Raw genomic sequence first — 22853 nt, 5'->3', positions numbered from 1 at the left:
ACAGTTTGCTCTTTTAAAATCTAAAAATACAGCTCTATATTCTAACACAATACCTTTATTTTGTAAAGAAAATACAGAACCTCTGAGCGGATCAGAGATTCTGCTTGGGTATGTATTATTGTACAGAGTAGTTTGGTGCTTCATTGGTGATTTGAACATCATGTGGATGACTTTCCTTCAGACCCGCACCACTCATTTCAATGAACTGGGCATTGTCATGCAATTCTTGGATGTTGGCTGCACCGACATATCCCATACCAGAACGGATACCTCCAAGCATTTGGAAAACAATATCAGCTGCTGCACCTTTGTAGGCTACACGACCTTCGATTCCCTCTGGAACCAACTTATTGGCTTCATTGACAGAACCTTGGAAGTAACGATCGCTTGAGCCTTTTTTCATGGCTGCAATCGAGCCCATTCCACGGTAAGTTTTAAATTTACGACCTTGGAAGATTTCAGTTTCTCCAGGTGCTTCATCTGTCCCTGCAAACATAGAACCAAGCATGACTGCATGTCCACCTGCTGCAAGAGCCTTGACAATATCTCCAGAATACTTAATCCCACCATCAGCGATGATTGTTTTTCCATATTCACGCGCCACTTGAGCTGCATCATAGATAGCTGTTACTTGCGGTACCCCGACACCTGCAATCACACGAGTTGTACAGATTGAACCTGGTCCAATTCCAACTTTCACAACATCAACACCAGCATCGTAAAGGGCACGAGCTCCTTCTGCTGTTGCAATATTTCCAGCAATTAAAGTACGGTCTGGGAAATGCGCACGAATTTCAGCAATTTTGCGAAGAACACCGGCAGAATGTCCATGAGCAGTATCAATCACAATGGCATCTGCGCCTGCTTCAAAAAGGGCTTCTGCACGTTCAAACGTATCTGAAGTTACTCCAACTGCTCCTGCAACAAGGAGACGGCCAAATTCATCTTTCGCAGCATTTGGAAACTCGATGACTTTTTCAATATCTTTAATCGTAATTAAGCCAGACAAACGACCATTTTCATCCACAAGAGGAAGTTTTTCAATGCGATGCTCTTGGAGAATACTTTCAGCTGTCTCTAAATCTGTTCCAACTGGTGCTGTCACAAGGTTCTCACTGGTCATATTTGTTGAAATTGGCTGATCATAATCAGAAATAAAACGCATATCACGGTTGGTAATGATACCCACCAATTTGCGATTTTCCATAGTTTCAACGATTGGTACACCACTGATGCGGTAGCGACCCATAAGCTCATCTGCCTCTTTAATCGTATGGTTAGGGGTAAGAAAGAATGGATCGATGATAACGCCATTTTCAGAGCGTTTTACCTTGCGCACTTCATCGGCTTGTTGTTCAATTGACATATTTTTGTGAATCACACCAAGGCCACCAGCACGTGCAATTGCAATCGCCATTTTGCTCTCTGTTACAGTATCCATGGCCGCTGTAATAATTGGGATATTCAGTGTTAAATTCTTTGCCAGTTTTGTTTGAAGACTGGCATCATTTGGTAAAACATGACTTTCAGCAGGAATAAGCAATACATCATCAAATGTAAAACCTTTTTTCAAAAATTTTGTATCCCAATTAGACATCCACAGATTCCTCTTTTCTTTCTTTATTGAGCTAGACTCGACTTTATTGTTAATATCATACCATTCTATCTGTATTTGTCAATCATTATCCAATGAAAAATAAAAAACTATCGTATTTATTGAAATACACGGTAGTTTTTGAAATTCCTTAGTTAAAATAATGCAGACCCATTGCTGCTTTCACTTCTGATAAGGTTTGAGCAGCTGTTTGACGCGCTATTTCACTACCTTTTTGAAGAATATGATAGACTTCCCCCATGTCCTTCGCAAACTCCAAACGACGTTCACGAATAGGGCCTAATTCCCGCTCTAAGATTTCTAACAAATAGCGTTTTGTCTTAACATCTCCTAGACCGCCTTGCTTATACTGCTCTTTCATCGCCTCTATTTCAGCCTTGTCTTCCTCACGACCAAAAACGTCTAGGTAATGGAAAACCATATTGCCTTCAATCTTTCCTGGATCTTCAACTTTGATATGATCAGGATCTGTATACATACTCATCACTTTTTTCTTCAGAGTATCCATATCATCAGCCAGATAAATCCCATTATTGAGCGACTTAGACATCTTAGCATTGCCATCTAATCCTGGTAATCGACCCGCACCTTCATGGCTAGGATAAATACCTTCTGGTTCAACTAAAACATCCGTTTGATAGGCATGATTAAAGCTACGGACAATTTCACGCGTCTGCTCAATCATCGGTTTTTGATCAACCCCAACTGGTACGTAGTTTGCTTTAAAGGCTGTAATATCGGCTGCCTGAGCAATAGGGTAAACTAAAAATCCAGTCGGGATACTTTCTCCAAAACCTTTTTGAGCAATCTCAGTCTTAACAGTTGGATTCCGCTCCAAACGACCTAGTGAAACCAAGTTCATATAGTACATCGATAGCTCAGCCAATTCTGGAATTTGACTTTGAATGAAGAGCGTAGATTTTTCAGGATCTAATCCTGCTGCTAAATAATCTAAAGCGACCTGTCCAACCGATTCCACAATTTTCTGCGGTTCCTTAGCATGATCTGTCAATGCTTGCTGATCTGCCAAAAAAACAAACATTTCATACTGTTCTTCATTTTGCAAACGAACACGATTTTGTAAACTGCCCACATAATGTCCGATATGTAACTTCCCAGTCGGACGATCCCCTGTTAAGATAATTGGTTTTGTCATGATATTCTCCTTTATCCACAAATAAAGCCCACGCATAGCAAAAGCCATGCGAGGGCGTCAAAGACACGGTGCCACCTCACTTATGAGTCAACTCATCTCATTTGCATGTAAGGCCTGCAAGCCTAATCTTTATTTTTTCAGATTTACAGTCTATATCAGCCCATTCATCAATCACTATTATTTGTTTTCACCTGCCACAAACTCTCTTAAAATAGCCGATTCATTACTCTTCTGATTCTTTTCAATTATATACCCTAAAAAATAGAAAGTCAAGCTATTCAATAACTTGACGACACGGGAAGATTTAGGGATAATAGAAGCTGGAAATTTACAGATAGGATACTGCTATGAAACAAAAAGTAAAAGATTTTGCCTTGGTCACTATTGGATCATTCATTTCTGCTATCGCCTTTAATAGCATGTTTGTTGAAAACCATATTGCTTCTGGAGGTGTTGGAGGACTCGCCATTAGTATGAACGCCTTATTTGGCTGGAATACTGCAAATTTTGTACTCTATGCCAATATTCCACTCCTTCTCCTATGTTTTTTCTTTTTAGGAAAAGAAGTATTTATTAAGACCGTTTACGGTGCCTGGATTTATCCCATTTTCATCAAGTTGACAGCAGGTTTACCAACGTTGACACATAATGTATTACTCGCAGCTATCTTTGGGGGAATTGTTCTTGGATTTGGTCTCGGATTAGTCTTTATTGGCCATTCATCAACTGGTGGTACAGGGATTATCATTCAGTTATTTGAAAAGTATACCCCTATTCCACTAGGAACAAGTATGGCCTTGGTTGATGGAATTGTAGTTGGACTAGGTTTTGTTGCTTTTGATGCAGATACTGTCATGTACTCTATCATTGCTTTACTTTCCATTACCTATGCTGTCAACCTTGTTATGGCAGGAACTGATTCTTCACGGAATGTGATGATTATCTCAAAACACCATACAAAAATAGAAGAATACATTACAAAAGTTGCAGATCGTGGTGTAACCGAACTTCCAATTGTCGGTGGATTTACTGGTCAAGAAAGCCGCATGTTGATGACAACGATCTCACGACTAGAGTATCAAAAATTAGAGACGAATATTCTTGCTATTGATGAAACTGCCTTTATTGTTGTCATGCCTGCGACACAAGTAAAAGGAAGAGGGTTCAGTTTACAAAAAACTCATCAAAATTTAGAAAAAGATATTCTAATTCCGATGTAATTTCAATTGAAAAATCATCTTTTTTAGAGTAGAATAGGACTAATCACAAAAATAGGAGAATCGTATTGCTTACAGTATCAGATGTATCGCTTCGTTTTAGCGATCGAAAATTATTTGACGATGTCAACATTAAGTTTACAGCAGGAAACACATATGGATTGATTGGCGCGAATGGTGCCGGAAAATCCACTTTCCTTAAAATTTTAGCTGGGGATATTGAACCAACAACTGGTCATATTTCCTTTGGACCAGATGAACGCCTTTCTGTACTTCGCCAAAATCATTTTGACTATGAAAACGAACGGGTCATTGATGTCGTTATCATGGGTAATGAACTGCTTTACAGCATCATGAAAGAAAAAGATGCTATTTACATGAAAGAAGATTTTTCAGATGAAGATGGAGTCCGTGCAGCCGAATTAGAAGGTGAATTTGCCGAACTTGGCGGTTGGGAAGCTGAAAGTGAGGCTTCACAACTCCTTCAAAATCTAAATATCGCCGAAGAGCTTCACTACCAAAATATGAGCGAATTGACCAATGGAGAAAAAGTGAAGGTTCTCTTGGCTAAAGCTCTCTTTGGTAAACCAGATGTCCTATTACTAGATGAGCCGACCAATGGTCTTGACATTCAATCGATTAACTGGTTAGAAGAATTTTTAATTGACTTTGAAAATACTGTTATTGTCGTATCTCACGACCGTCATTTCTTGAATAAAGTATGTACTCATATGGCTGACTTAGACTTTGGTAAAATCAAAATCTTCGTCGGAAACTATGATTTTTGGAAACAATCTAGCGAATTAGCAGCGAAATTACAAGCTGACCGTAATGCAAAAGCAGAGGAAAAAATCAAAGAATTACAAGAATTCGTTGCAAGATTTTCTGCCAATGCTTCAAAATCAAAACAAGCAACTTCTCGTAAAAAGATGCTGGATAAAATTGAATTGGAAGAAATCATTCCGTCTAGTCGTAAATACCCATTTATCAATTTTAAAGCTGAGCGAGAAATTGGAAATGATTTGGTAACGGTTGAAAACTTGAAAGTCACCATTGATGGCGAAGTCATTTTAGACAATATTAGCTTTATTCTTAGACCAGGTGACAAGACAGCTCTTATTGGACAAAATGATATTCAAACGACTGCTCTTATCCGTGCCTTGATGGGGGATATTGAGTACGAAGGTACAATTAAATGGGGAGTAACAACTAGTCAATCTTACCTACCAAAAGACAATAGTCGCGATTTCGCAACTGACGAATCCATTCTTGACTGGCTTCGTCAGTTTGCAAGCAAAGAAGAAGACGATAATACCTTCTTGCGTGGCTTTTTAGGGCGCATGCTCTTTTCTGGTGACGAAGTGAATAAATCTGTTAATGTCCTCTCAGGAGGAGAAAAAGTGCGCGTGATGCTCTCAAAACTCATGCTCCTCAAATCAAATGTCCTTGTCCTTGATGACCCAACCAATCATTTGGACTTAGAATCGATTTCTAGTTTAAATGACGGATTGAAAGCCTTTAAAGAATCCATAATCTTTGCTAGTCACGATCATGAATTTATTCAAACCTTAGCAAACCATATTATTGTTATTTCAAAAAATGGTGTCATTGACCGCATTGATGAGACCTATGACGAATTCTTGGAAAATCAAGAAGTACAATCAAAAGTAAAGGAACTCTGGAAAGACTAAGAGAAAAGGCGAAAGTATCGCCTTTTCTTAAAATATAGAAATAATATGATGACTTTAAAAAAATATTCAAAAATATTACTTTATCTTCTCTCGTTCTTCCTACCTATTTTTATTATAGGTATTATTCTAGCAATGAAAGGAATTTGGTGGGGAAGCGAGACAACTATTTTAGCAAGTGATGCCTTTCACCAATATGTTATCTTTAATCAGGTATTGCGAAATGCACTGCATGGTAACGGCTCATTATTTTATACCTTCACTAGTGGATTAGGACTAAATTTTTATGCCCTTACATCTTATTATCTCGGATCCTTCCTATCTCCACTAACTTACTTTTTTGATATAAAGAGTATGCCCGACGCTCTCTACCTCTTTACACTAATGAAATTCGGATTGACAGGTCTGTCAACTTACTTCAGCCTATCTCATATTTATAAAAAACTGGCTCCATTTCTAGCTATTTGCCTCTCTACAAGTTTTGCCCTCATGAGTTTTTCAACCAGTCAATTAGAAATTAATAGTTGGCTAGATGTATTTATATTAGTCCCACTTGTGTTACTTGGTTTACACAAGTTACTAAATGGTAAAGGAAGAGTTCTCTATTTTGTCTCCCTACTCTGCCTATTTATTCAAAATTATTACTTTGGTTATATGCTAGCACTATTTTTAGTGATTTGGGTTCTTTTACAAATTTCTTGGGACATAAAAAAACATGTTAGATACGTTATTGATTTTGTAGTTGTTTCCATCCTCTCGGGAATTTCTAGTATGATTATGCTATTGCCAACCTACCTTGATTTAAAAACACATGGTGAGACATTTACAGAAATTCTCAATTGGAAAACGGAAAATTCTTGGTATTTGGATGTATTCGCTAAAAACTTAGTAGGCAGCTATGATACAACTAAGTTTGGTGCAATTCCTATGATTTACGCTGGAATTTTTCCTTTGCTATTTGCTCTACTATTCTTTACAATCAAATCAATCAGTTGGCAAGTAAAGACTTGTTATGGAATTGCAATCACTTTTATTATTACTAGCTTTTATTTCCAGCCATTGGATTTACTCTGGCAAGGAATGCATGCGCCAAATATGTTTTTACATCGTTATGCTTGGATTTTTTCAATAATCATTATTTATATGGCTGCTGAAACCCTAAGTAGATTAAAAGAACTTCGCTTTCATCAGTGTATCAAAGTATTTCTTTTCCTCGTTTTTGGTTTCCTATTGACATTCTTCTATATTAACCATTATCCATTTTTAGAGCCTATTCACTTTTTACTCTCATTTGAATTTTTACTTGCCTACGGTGTAATATTCTATGCCATCAGCAACAAACGCATCACTCCAACTGTATTTTCATTGCTAAGCCTCTTTTTTGTCATATTTGAATTAGGATTAAATACTCACTATCAAGTCAATGGTCTAGCTGATGAATGGCATTTCCCAAGTCGTTCTAATTATGAACAAAACTTGACACAAATTGACAACCTTGTCAAATATAGTCAATCAACTAATGAGCAATTTTATCGAATGGAAAGATTATTCCCTCAAACTGGAAATGATAGTATGAAATATAATTATAATGGAATTTCTCAATTTTCTTCTATTCGTAATCGCGCTTCTAGCTCAACTTTGGATAAATTAGGATTCCGTTCAGATGGTACGAACCTTAACTTACGCTATCAAAATAATACACTCCTAGCTGATAGTCTCTTTGCTATCAAATACAATCTGGTAGAAGGAGAGCTTTCTAAATTTGGTTTTACTAATAGCCATGCAGACGGACTTTTTAACCTCTATGAAAATGTCTACTCTCTTCCGCTAGCTCTATTGACAGATAAAGTTTACAAAGATGTCAAGTTTACAAACTTAACATTAGATAATCAAACAAATCTTATCAATCAGCTGACTGGACTAGATTTAAAGTATTACTATCCAGTTGAATCCCTCAATGTACAAAATGCTGTTGAATTAAATAATCGTGTAACTGTTACTGCTAATGATGATGGCAATTTACCTACTGCTCATTATCTATTGCGAGTCCCTGCACATACACAATTATATGTTAGTTTACCAAACATTAGCTTTACAGATGAAAACAGTAAAAATATTCAATTCACTGTCAACAATGTATCAAAAAACTTTACACTTGATAATACATTTTCCTTTTTTGATGGAGGATACTTTGAAGAGGAACAAATCATAACTCTTACAATGACCTTCCCGAGCAATAAACAAGTATCTTTTGATCCACCTCAATTCTACAGATTGGATACAGTAGCTTACCAGACTGCTATGGAAAAATTAAAAGAAAAAGATATATCTGCTCAAATAAAAGGTAACAAAATAACTGTGGACTATACTGCCGAATCAGATGGTTCAGTACTCCTTACCATACCTTATGATAAGGGATGGTCTGCTAAGCAAAATGGCAAACAGATGGTCATTAGTAAAGCACAGGATGGCTTTATGAAAGTAGAAGTTAAAAAAGGAAAGGGGAATATTATTTTCACATTTATTCCTCAAGGCTTTATAATCGGTAGCTTCTGTTTCCTTGGCGGAATAGTAGCATTTATTATGTATGATATTCTTCGACGTAAAAGAGTAAGAACACCTTAAACAAGGAGTAGGCATTTCCCCTTTCTTCCTTAACTGTTGATGATTCAAATAAAGGTCAAAATCCCATATTATACTAAAATCTGAATAAATTGATGAGCATCAAGCAAATATCTGTTTAATTAATGCAATAATGAAACTTGAATTGTCAAGTTAAATGCAACACATTTTATCTGAACCAAAGTTGAGAGTTTAGGCTATTTGGGCTAGCCCAAATAGTTTTTCCGCGGACTGATACTCTAACAGTCTTCTTGGTCGCTGATTGATGGCAGAAGTTGCCTCATTCACATAGTGGGCCTTCTTTTCAGCTAGATCGACTGTAATGGCATAGCGAGTCTGTCTAGAGTTAAAATAGATGGCTCCCCAGCCTGTTTCAGGCCAAGAACAGAGTCGATTTCCTGAGTTATGGTTGAGTATTAAACAATGAACACCTAGTTTGCGAGCAATTTCGCTTTTAGAAGCTCCTTGTTTCTTTCCTCTCTGACCAGCCGTCAGATTCTTATAAGAACGTTTTGTGGTACAATCAGAAGTGGACATGTTTATCATCTTTCTATACTGGATTTTGAAACGTTTAGTATAACAGATAAACATGTCTTTTGTGTTGTACTTTAGTTTACAACGGGGAAAAATAAAATAAAATAAAATAAAATAAAATAAAAAGAAAAACACTGAAAATCAGCGTCTTTCATACTTTTGTAACTCCGCCAGTAGGACTCGAACCTACGACATCATGATTAACAGTCATGCGCTACTACCAACTGAGCTATGGCGGATGATATAGTCCGTACGGGATTCGAACCCGTGTTACCGCCGTGAAAAGGCGGTGTCTTAACCCCTTGACCAACGGACCATTTTAAGCACTATCTAGTATAATATAGACAACATTCTTTGTCAAGATATTTTTTTGATTTTTTCTATATCTTGACAATTTGCATACTTTAGGTTACAATGAAGGGGTTGAATTTGGTTCCATAGCTCAGCTGGATAGAGCATTCGCCTTCTAAGCGAACGGTCGCAGGTTCGAATCCTGCTGGAATCATTTTAAGCCTAGCTTGTTTCTAAGCTAGGCTTTTTTCTCGCCATAATTCATAATTTACATAAAAAGTAGGGAATAGGACATAGGCGAGAGAGTACTCAAAAAATTTTAAGGAGAAAATGGTTGAAACAATCACTCCTAGGCTAAAACTGGCTAAAATAAAAATAGTTTCACGCCCTCTTTTTCGGAGAGCTACATCATTTTCCATCCAACCTTTAAACCATAAATAGGCCGCATTTTTTAAATTTCCTGTCATCATAACATTAGCATAAGGAGCTCCTCTTAATTTTTGAAAGGTTCCAATCTGAATCGAAGCAACAAATGCTAAGATAGCCATCGTAAGAACTGGTCCGACAAACGGCGTAATAATCACTGCTAAAAATATAAAGAAAGTCATCAATACACTACTAATAAAATGACGTAACCATTCATCTTTTCTAAAAAAGCTTTTTATCATATAGACAGCAAATTGTCCCACAATAAAGAAAATAATAGGATTTAAAAAGCTAACAGCTTGTGCTAACTCCCCTATTGCCAAATAGTACGAAAGCATGATTATATTGCCTGATTGCACACCAGCAAAACGACCTCCTTGTGTCACATAGGTAAAAGCATTTAAATAACCACTAATAAAGGTCAGACTAGTTGCTATTCTCAAACCTTCAAACACCTGATACTCTTTTTTCTTGGACATATAACTCCTATCGTTTCACGTGAAACTATTTATGGTAAGGACTCCCTTGTTGAATCATAAATGCACGGTAAATTTGCTCTACTAAAACCAAGCGCATTAACTGATGTGGTAATGTAAGTAGACCAAAACTAATTAATAAGTTAGCTCGTTTTTTCACACTTTCATGTAAGCCTAGGCTACCTCCGATAACAAATGTAATATCAGAATAACCTTTTACTGTGATATCTACTAGCAGCTGACTAAAATCTTCAGAGGCAAATTGCTTTCCTTCAATCGCTAAAGCAATAACATACTCTCTGTCGCTTATTTTTGATAAAATCCGGTCTGATTCCTTTTTTAAAATAAGATCATTTTCAGCTTGGCTCGCTTTATCTGGTGTTTTTTCATCTGGTAATTCAATTATATCTACCTTTGTAAAACGTCCTAATCGTTTCACATATTCAGCAATCCCAGCCTTTAAATATTTTTCTTTTAGTTTCCCAACTGTAATTAATTTCATCTTCATAGTGCTATTGTACCATATTCAGTTAAAAACTTGACAACAAAATTTCCTTGGTTTAATGGAACGTATTTACAATTATTACAGACTTATCCACAGGGTGTGGATTGATTTTTTTTTGTTTTAAGTTATAATTAAGACAATAAGACTATGATAAACTAAAAAGCTGGAGGAATAAAATTAAATGAAAAAATCACTAAAATTTATACTTTTATTTTTAATTGGTTTTGCTGGAGGTCTAGCAGGAACCTTGGTTGCTCCTCTATTTCACCCTAATGAACCAGCTCAGCAGACTGTTCAAACAAAGAAAGAAAATGAACAAACGACTGTCAGTAATGTTCAATATGATAATGAAAATTCGACAACCTCAGCTGTAGAAAAAGTGCAAAATGCCGTTGTATCAGTGATTAACTATCAAGCAACAAGAGAAAATGCTCTTAGTTCGATTTTAGGAGATGCTACACGTTCTGGAGAATTAACTGTTGCTGGTGAGGGATCTGGAGTTATCTATAAAAAAACAGAACAATTTGCCTATGTGGTCACTAATACACATGTCATTGCGGGTGCAGAAAAAATTGATATTCAACTAGCTTCTGGGGAAAAAATAGAAGGGGAATTAGTTGGATCTGATACCTATGCAGATATTGCTGTCATTAAAATTGCTGCTGATAAAGTAACAACTGTGGCTGAATTTGCTAATTCTGATAAAATTAAAGTTGGTGAAACAGCAATTGCAATCGGTAGTCCTCTTGGAAGTATCTATGCTAATACTGTAACACAGGGAATTGTATCCAGTCTCAGCCGTACAGTCACCTCAAAAGCAGAAGATGGACAAACAATTTCTACCAATGCTATCCAAACTGATACTGCCATTAATCCTGGTAATTCTGGCGGACCTCTCATTAATATTCAAGGACAAGTAATTGGAATTACATCCAGCAAAATTACTTCAAGTGCTAACACAGGGGTTTCAGTAGAAGGTATGGGATTTGCCATTCCAGCAAATGATGCAGTGAATATCATTAATCAGTTAGAAAAAAATGGAAAAGTTATTCGTCCAGCACTCGGCATTCAAATGGTAAACTTAAATAACTTGTCAAGTGAGCAGCGAAAAAAGACTGGCCTAGATAATGAGAAAGTAAGAGCAGGTATTGTCGTTGTGTCCACTCAAAAAGGTCTACCAGCAGATGGACAACTCGAACAATATGATGTGATTACAAAAATTGATGGAGAAAGTGTTGAAACAATTAGTGATTTACAAAGTTCTCTTTACAAACATACGATTGGGGATACCATTTCTGTGACCTATTACCGTGCAGGGCAAGAAAAAACTATTGACATCAAATTGACACATTCAACAGAAGATCTAGCAAAATAATAACTAACTCACTTTACAACATTGTAAAGTGAGCTTTTTTTTGTTAAGATGGACGTATGGAAGAATTACGCTATATTGCAATCAATGACATCACACCAAATCCTTATCAACCTCGAGTGCATTTTGAAAAAGAAAAATTAGAGGAGCTCTCTCGGTCAATTAAAGAAAATGGTCTGATTCAGCCCTTAATCGTCCGAAAATCAGCTATTATCGGTTATGAACTATTAGCAGGGGAACGCAGGCTACGAGCGAGTCAACTAGCAGGTCTGACAAGCGTTCCTGTGGTGATAAAAAATTTATCAGATGATGAACTACTTTATCAGGCTATTATTGAAAATTTACAGCGCTCTGATCTCAATCCCATTGAAGAAGCAAAATCCTATCAACGTTTGATTGAAAAAGGATTAACTCATGATGAAATTGCTCAAATTATAGGAAAATCACGGCCATATATCACAAATATTCTTCGTTTGCTACAGCTGTCCGATACACTGGTAAAAGCAGTAGAAGAAGGTACATTATCACAGGGACATGCTCGTTTATTAATACCTTATTCAAAAAAAGAACAAGAAAAATGGCTTGCCACAATTCTTCAAAAAGAAATGAGCGTCCGTTCTTTAGAAAATGCTCTTTCTAAGAAAAAGACAACCGCTAAGAAAAAAGCCAATATCTTTGTAAAGGAAATCGAATCTACCTTCAGCAAAATATTGGGAACAACAGTTTCTATTGAGCAGAAAAAAAATGGCAGTGGTACACTTACTGTTTCTTTTAAAAATACAGAAGAATTGGAACGAATTCTCCACACTATAATAGACTAGTGTGGAGAATTTATTTTTATAAACATAATTGTTCACAGCCCAGACATAGAAAATTGACTGGAAAATCCACTTTTCTATGAATTATACACATCTTGTGGAAAACCAATGTGAAGATGTGGAAAATCATTTAAGTTGTGGAAAACTTTTTTGTTTTATGGTACACTAGTAAGACAGATTAAACAGAAAGAGAGGGGGAAACTGTGGACAAAGAGCAATTATTTTGGAGTCGGGTGTTACAACTAGCTAACAGCAAACTCAATCAAGGAGCTTATGATTTTTACGTAGAAAATGCACAATTACTTCATATCTCCTCAAATCAAGCACAAATCTTCCTAGATAGTCCTTACAAGCAACTCTTCTGGGATCAAAATTTAAAGGATATTCTGATCACTGCAGGATTTGAAATTTTTGATAGTCAACTTTCTATTGATTATCAATTTACTATTGATGCTCCTGAAAAAGTTCTTGTTCGTGAACCAATAGAACAGTTACAAACCGTCACACAGCAAAAAAGACAACAGCCACTTCACCCAGATATCAAGCCACAATACACCTTTGAAAATTTTGTCCAAGGGGATAATAATCAAATGGCTAAGGCTGGGGCTTTAGCAGTTGCTGATAATCCTGGAAGTTTATATAACCCTCTATTTATCTATGGCGGACCCGGTTTAGGAAAAACACATCTTTTAAATGCAATTGGGAATTGGATATTACGAAATAATCCTCATGCCCGTATTAAATACGTCTCAACTGAAACCTTTATCAACGATTTTTTAGAACATCTTCGTTTGAACGATATGGAGAATTTTAAGAAAATCTATCGAAATTTGGATGTTCTACTAATTGATGATGTTCAATTTTTACGAAATAAGGCATCTACTCAAGAAGAATTTTTTCATACATTTGAAGCACTTTATGGAAAAAACAAACAAATTGTCTTAACAAGTGATCGTAACCCTGACTATTTGGATAACTTAGAAGAACGACTTGTTACACGTTTTAAATGGGGAACTACTTCTGATATTACGCCGCCAGATTTGGAGACGCGTATTGCTATTTTACGCAATAAATGTGAGGATTACCCTTATGACTTTACCGACGACACTCTTTCTTATATAGCTGGGCAGTTTGATTCTAATATTCGTGACCTTGAAGGAGCTTTGAAGGATATTCATCTTTTGGCTAGTGTCAAAAAATTGACTGAAATCACTGTTGACGTAGCTGCTGAGGCTATTCGTGCCCGTAAACAGACAAGTCCTGTCAATACAATTATTACAATCGAAACGATTCAAAATGAAGTCGGACAATTCTATGGAGTCAGTCTTAAGGAAATCAAGGGGGCAAAAAGGATTCAACATATCGTTCATGCTAGACAGGTAGCTATGTACCTCGCACGAGAAATGACCGATAACTCTTTGCCCAAAATTGGGAAAGAATTTGGCAATCGCGATCATACAACAGTGATGCACGCGCATAATAAGATAAAAACAATGGTATTAGAAGACGAAAATTTAGAAATCGAACTAACAACAATCAAAAACAAGATTCGTAACTGAGGATAACTAAAACAAATAACCCACAGTTTTCCACAATCTATACACATCAGTTTTTCTTAGGAAACACATATTATTAGCTTGTTTTCCACAGAATACACAGAACCTACTATTACTACTAACTTTATAATCTATAAATAAAGGAGAATCCATGATTCAATTTTCTATTAATAAAACTGTATTTTTACAAGCATTAACTATTACCAAAAGAGCCATCAGTAGTAAAAATGCCATCCCTATTTTATCGACTGTGAAAATAGAAGTTTCAACAGAAGGAATTACCTTAACGGGTTCAAATGGACAGATTTCCATTGAGAATTTTATATCGATTCAAGATGAAAATGCTGGTTTATTAATTTCTTCTCATGGATCAATCTTGCTAGAAGCGTCTTTCTTTATTAACGTTGTATCTAGTTTACCAGACATCGTTTTAGAAGTACGTGAAATCGAGCAGCAACAAGTCGTCTTAATAAGTGGCAAGTCAGAAATTACCCTAAAAGGAAAAGAAGCAGAACACTACCCTCGCTTGCAGGAAGTACCGACTGCTAAACCTCTTACTTTAAAAACAAGTGTTCTGAAAGAAACCATTAATGAAACAGCTTTTGCAGCTTCGACACAAGAAAGTCGCCCTATTTTAACAGGTGTTCACTTTGTTTTAACAGACAATCATTCTCTCAAAACAGTAGCAACAGATTCTCATCGGATGAGCCAACGAAAATTGATTTTGGACAAAGCTGGGGATAACTTCAACGTTGTCATTCCAAGTCGTTCCTTACGTGAGTTTGTAACTGTTTTTACAGATGATATTGAAACTGTGGAGGTATTCTTCTCTAATAATCAAATGCTCTTTAGGAGTGAGCATATTAGCTTCTATACTCGTCTACTTGAAGGAACTTATCCTGATACTGATCGTTTAATTCCAACAGAGTTTAATACAACAGCAATTTTTGATACAACTAAGTTGCGTCAAGCAATGGAGCGGGCTCGTTTGCTGTCAAATGCTACTCAAAATGGTACTGTAAAATTAGAAATTGTAAAAGGACAAGTATCAGCTCATGTTTATTCACCAGAAGTTGGTCGTGTCAATGAAGAATTAGATACGCTTGAAGTAACAGGGGAAGATTTGGTGATTAGCTTTAATCCGACCTACCTCATTGATGCTCTAAAAGCAGCCAATAGCGAACAAATTAAAATTAGCTTTATTTCTCCAGTTCGTCCATTTACGCTAGCACCAAACTCAAATGACCTTGATTTTATCCAATTGATTACACCAGTACGGACAAACTAATACTAAAAGAAGTTGAATAAGATTCAGCTTCTTTTTTTGTTGTAAGCTGATAAAAGCTACTGTCATTGAAATTATGACTTTTTTCTCAGTGCCTTTTATGTTATACTAGGGTAAAAATGAAAACAATTAGAGATATGATTGTATATATTTTAGCAAATCCTCATGCTGGCAATGGTCAGGCTTTTACAATTGTTAAAAACATTCGAGAAATGTATCCACAAGTATGGATAGAAAGTTATGTTACAACGAGTAAAAATGATGAATATGCACAAGTAGAAGCGATTTTATCTGTTTTTCGGAAAGATCAAGATCGTTTCTTGATTTTGGGTGGAGATGGAACTTTATCGAAAGTATTGGCTATCTGGCCCAAAGAGTTTCCCTTTGCCTACTTTCCTACTGGATCAGGAAATGATTTTGCTCGTGCAGTAGGCATTCAGTCGTGGCAGCAAGTGATGGAGACGATTTTGACAACTCCACCTGTACCTGTTTGTGTGTTAAGTCTGCCAGAAGGAGTGGTCATCAATAGTTTGGATATTGGCTATCCTGCTCGAGTTATCGCACATTCTGAAAAAACAGCCTTTAAAAAATGGTTTAATCGACTAAAAATCGGCAAGCTGACTTATATTTTCTTTGGAGTTCTTGGTTTGTTTAATTCTTCCCAATTGTCAGCTTGTATTGAAGTCAATCAACAGAAAATGGAATTAGAACATCTCTTTTTTCTTTCTGTTGCAAACAACACTTACTTTGGTGGTGGGATTATGATTTGGCCAGATGCTCATATAAAAACGCCACAAATGGATCTTGTTTATGTTTCAGCACCTTCCATTTTCCAGCGCATCAAGGCCTTGTTAGAATTGATTTTGAAACGTCACAAGACGTCTTCTGTGTTGCATCATATTACAGCAGAAACTATCAAATTGACATTACCACATAAAATAGTTGCTCAGGTAGACGGAGAATTACAGATGATTCAAGAGATGACCATTAGCTGCCAAACACGTTACTATTATCTTGGAAAGGAATAAAGATGTACGAATTAGGAAGTATTGTTGAAATGAAAAAGCCCCATGCCTGTGTCATCAAATCAACTGGTAAAAAAGCAAATGCCTGGGAAGTTATGCGCCTAGGAGCAGATATTAAGATTCGTTGCACCAATTGTGACCATGTTGTCATGATGAGCCGTCATGATTTTGATTATAAGATGAAGAAGGTGATATTATAAACGCAACCTCTGTCTCCTCTTAAAATAATGGTTGTAGAATTCTTTGCAACTGTGAGTTGCGCGCAAAAGTGCTTGTTTTCGCCCATGGACTGTCATATAATAGTCTTAGAAAATCAATTAAAAAGGCGGTGTAGCAGCATGACTATTTTTGCAGAACAGCTAAAAAAATTTCGAACCAATAAAAGCTTGTCACAAGAGGACTTGGCTCAAAAATTGTTCATCTCGCGTCAGTCGATTTCCAAATGGGAAAATGGTGATGCGACACCAGACTTGGATAATTTGATTCAATTAGCTGAATAATTAGAAGTTAGTTTGATGAGCTGGTACTTGGTAAACCAGAGGAAGTCCGCATCGAGCGGGTAGTCGAGAAGTCGGAGAGTCCTATGAATGTCTGGGAATTTTTGGATAAACATTTAGAAAGTAGTCAAAGCGAAACTTTGATGCTCGTTGGCATTCTAGTCGTATTTTTTTGTAGTAGCATTGGTTCGCTATTTTTCAAATTAGTTTAAAAGTTTTGTGTAGCCGTTGAATTTCTCTTCATTTAGCTTGCAATTTAGCAAGCTTTTTTCTAACTTTTCTGCTATAATAGACGTGATTGAAATTTTTGAATGGAGAATAAGAAATGGCTTTAACAGCAGGTATCGTTGGCTTACCAAATGTTGGAAAATCAACCCTATTTAATGCGATTACAAAAGCAGGAGCAGAAGCAGCAAACTACCCGTTTGCGACTATTGATCCAAATGTTGGAATGGTAGAAGTACCGGATGAGCGCCTGCAGAAATTGACAGAACTGATTACCCCTAAAAAGACAGTTCCAACAACTTTTGAATTTACAGATATTGCAGGAATTGTAAAAGGAGCTTCTAAAGGGGAAGGTCTTGGAAATAAATTCTTGGCCAATATCCGTGAGGTAGATGCGATTGTCCATGTTGTTCGTGCCTTTGATGATGAAAATGTCATGCGGGAACAAGGCCGTGAGTCTGCTTTTGTGGATCCAATGGCTGATATTGAAACGATCAATTTAGAATTGATTTTGGCGGACTTGGAGAGTGTCAATAAACGCTATGCGCGTGTGGAAAAAATGGCTCGTACACAAAAAGATAAAGATTCAGTTGCAGAATTTACGGTTCTACAAAAAATCAAACCAGTTTTAGAAGATGGTAAAACTGCTCGAACCATTGATTTCACAGAAGAAGAGCAAAAGATTGTGAAAGGCTTATTCCTTTTAACGACAAAGCCAGTTCTTTATGTGGCCAATGTTAGCGAAGATGAAGTCGCAGATCCAGACAATATTGACTATGTAAAACAAATTCGTGAATTTGCAGCAACAGAAAATGCAGAAGTGGTCGTTATTTCGGCACGTGCAGAAGAAGAAATTTCAGAACTGGATGAAGCAGATAAGGCTGAATTTTTAGAAGCCATGGGCTTAACGGAGTCAGGTGTTGATAAATTGACACGAGCTGCCTATCATTTGCTAGGTCTAGGAACATACTTTACAGCAGGCGAAAAGGAAGTGCGTGCTTGGACCTTTAAACGTGGCATTAAAGCACCACAAGCTGCTGGTATTATCCATTCAGACTTTGAAAAAGGCTTTATCCGTGCGGTAACCATGTCTTATGATGATTTGATGACCTATGGTAGTGAAAAAGCTGTTAAAGAAGCAGGACGTCTCCGTGAGGAAGGTAAAGAATACATTGTCCAAGATGGTGATATTATGGAATTCCGCTTTAATGTGTAAAGAATACAGAAAGTAGTATAAAGAGGCTGGGATAATCTGCTCCCTCCTTCTTCTTTTTTCGCTTAAAGTAGTATGTGAAGAGGAGAAATCATGACAAAATTAATTGTAGGCTTAGGAAATCCAGGAGATCGCTATGAGGATACCAAGCATAATGTTGGATTTATGTTTATTGACCGGATTGCGAAGAAAGAAAATGTGACCTTTAGCCATGATAAGATTTTTCAAGCCGAGATTGCTTCAACCTTTATAAATGGTGAAAAAATCTATCTCGTTAAGCCGACAACCTTTATGAATGAATCTGGTAAAGCTGTTCATGCCTTGTTAGCCTATTATGGATTAGAAATAGAGGATTTATTGGTCATTTATGATGATTTAGATATGGCTGTTGGCAAAGTACGGTTTCGTCAAAAAGGATCAGCAGGTGGGCATAATGGGATAAAAAGCATTATCAAGCATATTGGCAGTCAAGAATTTGATCGGATAAAAATTGGGATTGGAAGACCAAAGGCTGGCATGACAGTGGTTCATCATGTCTTGTCTTCATTTGACACAGATGACCGAATTCAGATTGACTTAAGCTTAGAAAAAATGGATACCTTTGTAAACTTTTATTTACAAGAAAACGATGCAGAAAAGATAATGAGAAGGTATAACAATTAAGATGAATATCATTGAATTAGTCAATCGCAATAGGCAACTTGACAAGTGGCAGACTGGTTTACATCAATCAACTCGTCAGCTCATTATGGGACTTTCGGGAACGATGAAGGCCCTCGTCATGGCATCGGCATTTGATGTAGTAGATGAAAAATGTTTGATTATAACGCCAACTCAGAATGAGGCTGAGAAATTAACCCAAGAATTAATGAATATCTTGGGAAGTGATTATGTTTACAACTTCTTTACAGATGATAACCCTGTAGCAGAATTTGTTTTTGCCTCCAATGATCGGACAAAGGCTCGATTGGATAGTCTGAACTTTCTTGTAGATAGTAAGAAGGCAGGTATTATTGTAGCTAGTATGGCTGCTTGTCGTATTCTATTGCCTAGTCCTTTGTCCTATCAACAAGCTAATATCCAATTAGCAATAGGAGATGAATGTGAAGTTGACAAACTTGTAAAGAAATTACAAGAAATCGGTTATAAAAAAGTTTCTCGTGTCTTACAACAAGGTGAATTTTGCCAACGAGGAGATATTCTTGATATTTTTGAAATGAGCCAAGAACATCCCTATCGTTTGGAATTTTTTGGCGATGAGATTGACGGTATGCGTCAGTTTGATACTGAGAGTCAATTGTCAATTGAAACCATTGAAGAGTTGTTTATCACACCGGCTTCTGATATGATTTTTTCTTCAGAAGATTTTTTGCGTGCTGAAAAAAAGTTGACAGATAGTTTACAGAAACTACAGCAAAAAGAACAGATTTCTTATATAGAGGAGATCTTGGCAGATACCAGACAGCCTCACCGTCACCCGGATAGTCGGAAATTTCTATCTTATTTCTATGAAAAAGAATGGACCTTATTAGACTATCTTCCGAGACATGCGCCAGTATTTTTTGATGATTTTCATAAAATAGCTGATCGCCATGCTCAGTTTGATGTAGAAGTTGCAGAATTATTGACACAAGATTTACAAAAGGCTAAGTCTTTGTCAACCTTACATTACTTTGCATCTGCCTATCCATCTTTTAGAAAATACAAGCCTGCAACCTATTTTTCTGTCTTTCAAAAGGGATTGGGGAATCTTACATTTGATGCAATCTATCAATTTAATCAGCATTCTATGCAAGAATTCTTCAATCAAATTCCGTTATTACATGACGAATTAAGACACTACGCTAAAACTTCACATACGGTTGTTCTTCAAACAGAGTCACACTCTTCTTTACAACGTTTACAAAAAACTTTACAAGAATATGAGATTGAACTGCCTTTTGTTGAGCCTAATGATATCAAAATAGGTCAGCAGCAAATTACCATTGGTCAGTTATCAACAGGATTTCACTTCTTAGATGAGAAGATTGCCTTCATTACGGAGCAGGAGATCTTTCATAAAAAGATTAAGCGCAAAATCCGTCGGAATACGATTTCAAATGCTGAACGATTAAAAGACTATAGTGAATTGTCTGTAGGCGATTATGTGGTTCACTATGTGCACGGTGTTGGCCAATACCTTGGAATTGAAACAATTGAAGTGTCAGGAATTCATCGTGATTATTTGAGTATTCAATACCAAAACAATGATCGTATTTCTCTGCCAGTTGAGCAAATTGATGTATTGTCCAAGTATCTTGCTTCAGATGGTAAAACACCTAAGTTAAATAAATTAAATGATGGTCGTTTCCAACGAACCAAGCAGAAGGTAGTAAAACAGGTTGAGGATATTGCGGATGATTTAATTCGTCTTTATGCAGAGCGTAGTCAATTAAAAGGTTTTGCTTTCTCACCTGATGATGAAAACCAAGTCGAATTTGACCAACATTTTACTTATGTCGAAACAGAGGACCAGCTTCGTTCGATACAAGAAATCAAAAAAGATATGGAAAAACCGTCTCCAATGGATCGTCTATTGGTAGGAGATGTTGGTTTTGGTAAAACAGAAGTCGCCATGCGTGCTGCCTTTAAAGCAGTTAATGATGGCAAACAAGTTGCTATTTTAGTTCCGACAACGGTCTTAGCTCAGCAGCATTTTACAAATTTCCAAAGTCGTTTTGCAGAATTTCCTGTCAATATTGATGTGATGAGTCGTTTTAAAACCAAGGCTGAGCAAGAATCGACACTCAAAAAACTGAAAAAAGGTCAAGTAGATATTCTGATTGGAACACACCGCTTATTGTCGAAAGATGTTGAATTTGCTGATTTGGGACTTTTGGTGATTGATGAGGAACAACGTTTTGGAGTCAAGCATAAAGAACGCTTGAAAGAATTGAAAAGTAAAATTGATGTTTTGACATTAACAGCAACGCCTATTCCAAGAACATTGCAGATGTCCATGTTGGGAATTCGTGATTTATCTGTTATTGAAACACCACCAACAAACCGTTATCCTGTTCAAACCTATGTTCTAGAAACAAATCCAACGATTATTCGGGATGCTATTTTACGAGAGATAGATAGAGGTGGACAGGTTTACTATCTTTACAATAAAGTTGACACTATTGAACAAAAAGTGTCTGAATTGAGAGAGTTGGTAACAGAAGCTACGATTGGTTTTGTTCATGGACAAATGTCAGAAATTCAACTGGAAAATACGCTTCTATCCTTTATTGAAGGGGAGTATGATGTTTTAGTAACAACCACTATTATTGAAACAGGGGTGGATATTCCAAATGCCAATACTCTCTTTATTGAAAATGCAGATCACATGGGGCTGTCAACCTTGTATCAATTAAGAGGTCGTGTTGGTCGTTCAAATCGTATTGCGTATGCCTATTTAATGTATCGTCCAGATAAAAATTTAACAGAAGTTGCAGAAAAGAGATTGGAGGCTATAAAAGGATTTACCGAGTTGGGGTCTGGTTTTAAAATTGCCATGCAAGATTTATCCATTCGAGGTGCTGGCAATATCTTAGGAGCTGCTCAAAGTGGTTTTATTGATTCAGTTGGATATGAACTCTATTCTCAATTGTTAGAAAATGCTATTTTAGAAAAGCAAGGAAAACAATCTAAACGGGAAAAAAGTAATACGGAACTCAACCTATCGATTGATGCTTATTTGCCAAGCGAGTATATTACAGACCAGCGTCAAAAAATTGAAATTTATAAGCGTATTAAGCAACTTGAAAATCGTGTGGATTATGAAGAATTACAGGATGAATTGATTGATAGATTTGGAGAATATCCAGATGTAGTTGCCTATCTTTTGGAGATTGGCTTATTAAAATCTTATTTCGATCAACTATTTGCTCAGAAAGTGGAAAGAAAACAAGAGCAAATTATCGTCATATTTGAAGAAATATCGGGTCAAATTTTCCTAATGCAAGATTATTTTGAGGCACTTTCTGCGACCAAGTTAAAAGCTCGTATTTCGGAAAATATGGGCCGTGTAGAATTAGTATTTTTATCAAGTAAGAAGAAAGATTATGAAATCATCGAGGAACTCGTTCATTTTGCTGAAAAAATGGTAGAAATTAAGGCTCGAAAAGACTCCTAGAGTGTAAAAAGCAATCAAAAAGTGATACAATAAAGAAATGAGGAGAAAGTTTGAAAAAAGTCAAAGTTAATTGAGCTATTGTTTACCCAAATTTTGGGCATACTAAAAAGAGGTCTTGAAACCTGATTTTTAAAATGAAACGACGTTAAAACCGTGTTGTTGTGCGTATCGAA

The 22853-nt window shown here is 36.5% G+C and carries 16 protein-coding genes, 3 tRNA genes, 2 pseudogenes and 1 other annotated feature; of the genes and pseudogenes, 14 read left to right on the top strand and 7 right to left on the bottom strand.

Features of this window, described 5'->3' with window-relative positions; translation table 11 throughout:
* Positions 1-115 precede the first annotated feature (115 nt).
* A complete protein-coding gene (gene guaB / locus ABPH35_RS04055) occupies positions 116-1597 on the bottom strand; it encodes an IMP dehydrogenase (RefSeq protein WP_349987812.1) in 1482 nt (493 codons plus the stop codon).
* Between the two features lie 148 nt (positions 1598-1745).
* Positions 1746-2771, bottom strand: a complete 1026-nt coding sequence (gene trpS / locus ABPH35_RS04050; protein WP_349987813.1) for a tryptophan--tRNA ligase — start codon at positions 2769-2771, stop codon at positions 1746-1748.
* Between the two features lie 47 nt (positions 2772-2818).
* Positions 2819-3020, bottom strand: a binding site (T-box leader).
* A gap of 98 nt (positions 3021-3118) precedes the next feature.
* Between trpS and ABPH35_RS04045 the strand changes: the two genes are divergently transcribed.
* The 3 genes from ABPH35_RS04045 (at position 3119) to ABPH35_RS04035 (ending at position 8301) form a co-directional block, all read left to right on the top strand.
* Complete coding sequence (locus tag ABPH35_RS04045; protein ID WP_349987814.1) at positions 3119-3991, top strand: YitT family protein; 873 nt, start codon at positions 3119-3121, stop codon at positions 3989-3991.
* 65 nt (positions 3992-4056) lie between these two features.
* Positions 4057-5679: an ATP-binding cassette domain-containing protein gene (locus ABPH35_RS04040; RefSeq protein WP_368849608.1), complete on the top strand. Its 1623-nt coding sequence runs from the start codon at positions 4057-4059 to the stop codon at positions 5677-5679.
* 45 nt (positions 5680-5724) lie between these two features.
* Positions 5725-8301 (top strand): YfhO family protein, encoded by a 2577-nt coding sequence (locus ABPH35_RS04035; protein ID WP_349987816.1) that lies wholly within the window; start codon positions 5725-5727, stop codon positions 8299-8301.
* Between the two features lie 189 nt (positions 8302-8490).
* On the opposite strand, the pseudogene ABPH35_RS11035 reads toward ABPH35_RS04035, so the two are convergent.
* From ABPH35_RS11035 to ABPH35_RS04020, 3 genes and pseudogenes are all read right to left on the bottom strand, one after another.
* A pseudogene (locus ABPH35_RS11035) lies at positions 8491-8696 on the bottom strand (hypothetical protein); the annotation flags it as partial.
* A 301-nt stretch (positions 8697-8997) separates the two neighbouring features.
* A tRNA-Asn gene (locus ABPH35_RS04025) sits at positions 8998-9071 on the bottom strand.
* Positions 9072-9076: 5 nt separating this feature from the next.
* Positions 9077-9148: transfer RNA gene (locus ABPH35_RS04020), tRNA-Glu, on the bottom strand.
* A 115-nt stretch (positions 9149-9263) separates the two neighbouring features.
* On the opposite strand from ABPH35_RS04020, the gene ABPH35_RS04015 reads away from it, so the two are divergent.
* Positions 9264-9337: transfer RNA gene (locus ABPH35_RS04015), tRNA-Arg, on the top strand.
* A 19-nt stretch (positions 9338-9356) separates the two neighbouring features.
* On the opposite strand, the gene ABPH35_RS04010 is transcribed toward ABPH35_RS04015, so the two are convergent.
* Both ABPH35_RS04010 and rlmH read right to left on the bottom strand, forming a co-directional pair.
* On the bottom strand, positions 9357-10028 hold the full coding sequence (locus ABPH35_RS04010; RefSeq protein ID WP_349987818.1) for a YoaK family protein: 672 nt from the start codon (positions 10026-10028) through the stop codon (positions 9357-9359).
* Between the two features lie 25 nt (positions 10029-10053).
* Positions 10054-10533, bottom strand: coding sequence for a 23S rRNA (pseudouridine(1915)-N(3))-methyltransferase RlmH (gene rlmH, locus ABPH35_RS04005; protein ID WP_349987819.1), 480 nt, complete (start codon positions 10531-10533; stop codon positions 10054-10056).
* Positions 10534-10711: 178 nt separating this feature from the next.
* Here rlmH and ABPH35_RS04000 point away from each other — a divergent pair, with 178 nt between their 5' ends.
* The 10 genes and pseudogenes from ABPH35_RS04000 to mfd all read left to right on the top strand — a co-directional run bounded on the left by ABPH35_RS04000 (position 10712) and on the right by mfd (position 22680).
* The gene (locus ABPH35_RS04000) at positions 10712-11905 is read left to right on the top strand and encodes a S1C family serine protease (protein ID WP_349987820.1); all 1194 of its coding nucleotides are present in this window, start codon (positions 10712-10714) and stop codon (positions 11903-11905) included.
* Positions 11906-11961: 56 nt separating this feature from the next.
* Positions 11962-12723, top strand: coding sequence for a ParB/RepB/Spo0J family partition protein (locus ABPH35_RS03995; RefSeq protein ID WP_349987821.1), 762 nt, complete (start codon positions 11962-11964; stop codon positions 12721-12723).
* A 200-nt stretch (positions 12724-12923) separates the two neighbouring features.
* Positions 12924-14279: a chromosomal replication initiator protein DnaA gene (gene dnaA / locus ABPH35_RS03990; protein ID WP_349987822.1), complete on the top strand. Its 1356-nt coding sequence runs from the start codon at positions 12924-12926 to the stop codon at positions 14277-14279.
* 148 nt (positions 14280-14427) lie between these two features.
* A complete protein-coding gene (gene dnaN / locus ABPH35_RS03985) occupies positions 14428-15564 on the top strand; it encodes a DNA polymerase III subunit beta (RefSeq protein ID WP_349987823.1) in 1137 nt (378 codons plus the stop codon).
* 116 nt (positions 15565-15680) lie between these two features.
* Positions 15681-16589: a diacylglycerol/lipid kinase family protein gene (locus ABPH35_RS03980; protein ID WP_349987824.1), complete on the top strand. Its 909-nt coding sequence runs from the start codon at positions 15681-15683 to the stop codon at positions 16587-16589.
* A gap of 2 nt (positions 16590-16591) precedes the next feature.
* Complete coding sequence (locus tag ABPH35_RS03975) at positions 16592-16786, top strand: DUF951 domain-containing protein (protein WP_349987825.1); 195 nt, start codon at positions 16592-16594, stop codon at positions 16784-16786.
* A gap of 138 nt (positions 16787-16924) precedes the next feature.
* A pseudogene (locus tag ABPH35_RS03970) lies at positions 16925-17295 on the top strand (helix-turn-helix domain-containing protein).
* A gap of 113 nt (positions 17296-17408) precedes the next feature.
* A complete protein-coding gene (ychF, locus tag ABPH35_RS03965; RefSeq protein ID WP_349987826.1) occupies positions 17409-18524 on the top strand; it encodes a redox-regulated ATPase YchF in 1116 nt (371 codons plus the stop codon).
* A 90-nt stretch (positions 18525-18614) separates the two neighbouring features.
* Positions 18615-19184 carry an aminoacyl-tRNA hydrolase gene (pth, locus tag ABPH35_RS03960; protein ID WP_349987827.1) on the top strand — a complete coding sequence of 190 codons (570 nt, stop codon included), beginning with the start codon at positions 18615-18617 and terminating at the stop codon, positions 19182-19184.
* A gap of 1 nt (position 19185) precedes the next feature.
* Positions 19186-22680, top strand: coding sequence for a transcription-repair coupling factor (gene mfd / locus ABPH35_RS03955; RefSeq protein ID WP_349987828.1), 3495 nt, complete (start codon positions 19186-19188; stop codon positions 22678-22680).
* Positions 22681-22853: the final 173 nt, after the last annotated feature.

It is taken from the genome of Streptococcus handemini, from assembly GCF_040984445.1.
Lineage (GTDB): Bacteria > Bacillota > Bacilli > Lactobacillales > Streptococcaceae > Streptococcus > Streptococcus handemini.
Note: the sequence above shows the minus strand (reverse complement) of the source record. Positions and strands in the feature narration are given on the sequence as shown.

What these genes read in the sequence shown, in the direction of transcription:
- mfd (WP_349987828.1), top strand. Translation starts at nt 19,186, where the DNA reads ATGAATATCATTGAATTAGTCAATCGCAATAGGCAACTTGACAAGTGG.
- ABPH35_RS03995 (WP_349987821.1), top strand. Translation starts at nt 11,962, where the DNA reads ATGGAAGAATTACGCTATATTGCAATCAATGACATCACACCAAATCCT.
- dnaN (WP_349987823.1), top strand. Translation starts at nt 14,428, where the DNA reads ATGATTCAATTTTCTATTAATAAAACTGTATTTTTACAAGCATTAACT.
- ABPH35_RS03980 (WP_349987824.1), top strand. Translation starts at nt 15,681, where the DNA reads ATGAAAACAATTAGAGATATGATTGTATATATTTTAGCAAATCCTCAT.
- pth (WP_349987827.1), top strand. Translation starts at nt 18,615, where the DNA reads ATGACAAAATTAATTGTAGGCTTAGGAAATCCAGGAGATCGCTATGAG.
- ABPH35_RS04035 (WP_349987816.1), top strand. Translation starts at nt 5,725, where the DNA reads ATGATGACTTTAAAAAAATATTCAAAAATATTACTTTATCTTCTCTCG.
- trpS (WP_349987813.1), bottom strand. Translation starts at nt 2,771, where the DNA reads ATGACAAAACCAATTATCTTAACAGGGGATCGTCCGACTGGGAAGTTA.
- ABPH35_RS04000 (WP_349987820.1), top strand. Translation starts at nt 10,712, where the DNA reads ATGAAAAAATCACTAAAATTTATACTTTTATTTTTAATTGGTTTTGCT.
- ychF (WP_349987826.1), top strand. Translation starts at nt 17,409, where the DNA reads ATGGCTTTAACAGCAGGTATCGTTGGCTTACCAAATGTTGGAAAATCA.
- ABPH35_RS04010 (WP_349987818.1), bottom strand. Translation starts at nt 10,028, where the DNA reads ATGTCCAAGAAAAAAGAGTATCAGGTGTTTGAAGGTTTGAGAATAGCA.
- guaB (WP_349987812.1), bottom strand. Translation starts at nt 1,597, where the DNA reads ATGTCTAATTGGGATACAAAATTTTTGAAAAAAGGTTTTACATTTGAT.
- rlmH (WP_349987819.1), bottom strand. Translation starts at nt 10,533, where the DNA reads ATGAAGATGAAATTAATTACAGTTGGGAAACTAAAAGAAAAATATTTA.
- ABPH35_RS04045 (WP_349987814.1), top strand. Translation starts at nt 3,119, where the DNA reads ATGAAACAAAAAGTAAAAGATTTTGCCTTGGTCACTATTGGATCATTC.
- ABPH35_RS03975 (WP_349987825.1), top strand. Translation starts at nt 16,592, where the DNA reads ATGTACGAATTAGGAAGTATTGTTGAAATGAAAAAGCCCCATGCCTGT.